The sequence below is a fragment of the Deltaproteobacteria bacterium genome (assembly GCA_015233135.1).
Lineage (GTDB): Bacteria > UBA10199 > UBA10199 > JADFYH01 > JADFYH01 > JADFYH01.
This window is the reverse complement of record JADFYH010000026.1, coordinates 1-834: the sequence shown is the minus strand read 5'-3', so window position 1 is coordinate 834 and position 834 is coordinate 1. Positions and strand designations below refer to the sequence as shown.

The 834-nt window shown below is 36.2% G+C and carries 1 protein-coding gene; it reads left to right on the top strand.

The window, feature by feature from the left end; translation table 11 throughout:
- Positions 1-105: 105 nt before the first annotated feature.
- On the top strand, positions 106-564 hold the full coding sequence (locus HQM15_08930; protein ID MBF0492890.1) for a hypothetical protein: 459 nt from the start codon (positions 106-108) through the stop codon (positions 562-564).
- Positions 565-834: the final 270 nt, after the last annotated feature.

Genomic DNA, 834 nt, shown 5'->3' with positions numbered 1-834 from the left:
TTCCACAAAATAAAAGTTCATATTTTTCATCCACTTTTTTTTGGCATCTCCAATGCATTAGCTAGGCCCAGTATTTAAAATCATTTTTATAAAAAGGAAAAAAATATGAAAAAAATTATCTCTGCTCTAATTATTGTATCGCTGTTTATGTGTTCATCGGCCCAGGCATTTTTTTATGAAGCGAAATGTTTGGTCCCCGAAGGAAAGTTTAAGAAGTGTAATCTCGATTTTTCCAGAGAAGGCATGTTAGGAATTAGCTTCAATGATTTTAAATATGGTAGCCTCAATACATCGTTTAAAGGATCTGCGATTAAACATATCGCTATGGGAGAAAAAGCCGAGCGCCGTTGGGTTGCCAGTGGAATAAGCGTTGTAGCTTTTGGTCCTGTAGGAGCGTTATTACTTCTTTGGAAAAAGAAAAGTGCTTTGTTTAGTATTGAATATAAAGATGGAAAATCAGGAAAAGCAGTGCTGTTTGGGGTGAATAAAAAACTAGCCTTGAATTTGTCCACTCAACTTAAAACACTCAGTGGTAAAGAGCTAAATTACGAAATGAGAAATTAATGTATAAAAGAAAGGTCTCTTAATCTCCGTCACCATCAGCAATATTGGTTTTAGGTGCGGGGAGAATTTTGAGACGAAAAGTGGATTTGTAATAAAGGTGAACTCCCCTTAATCCCCTCATTTAAGAAAGGAACGATTATGAAGAAGATATCTATTTTTTTAGGAGTCTCTTTGATGATAGCAATGCTCTCTGGGGCGGCTCAGGCCAAAACGAAGTATGTGACTGACAAGGAAGCCAAGAAATTTTTGGATCAACAGTGGCAATAAGAA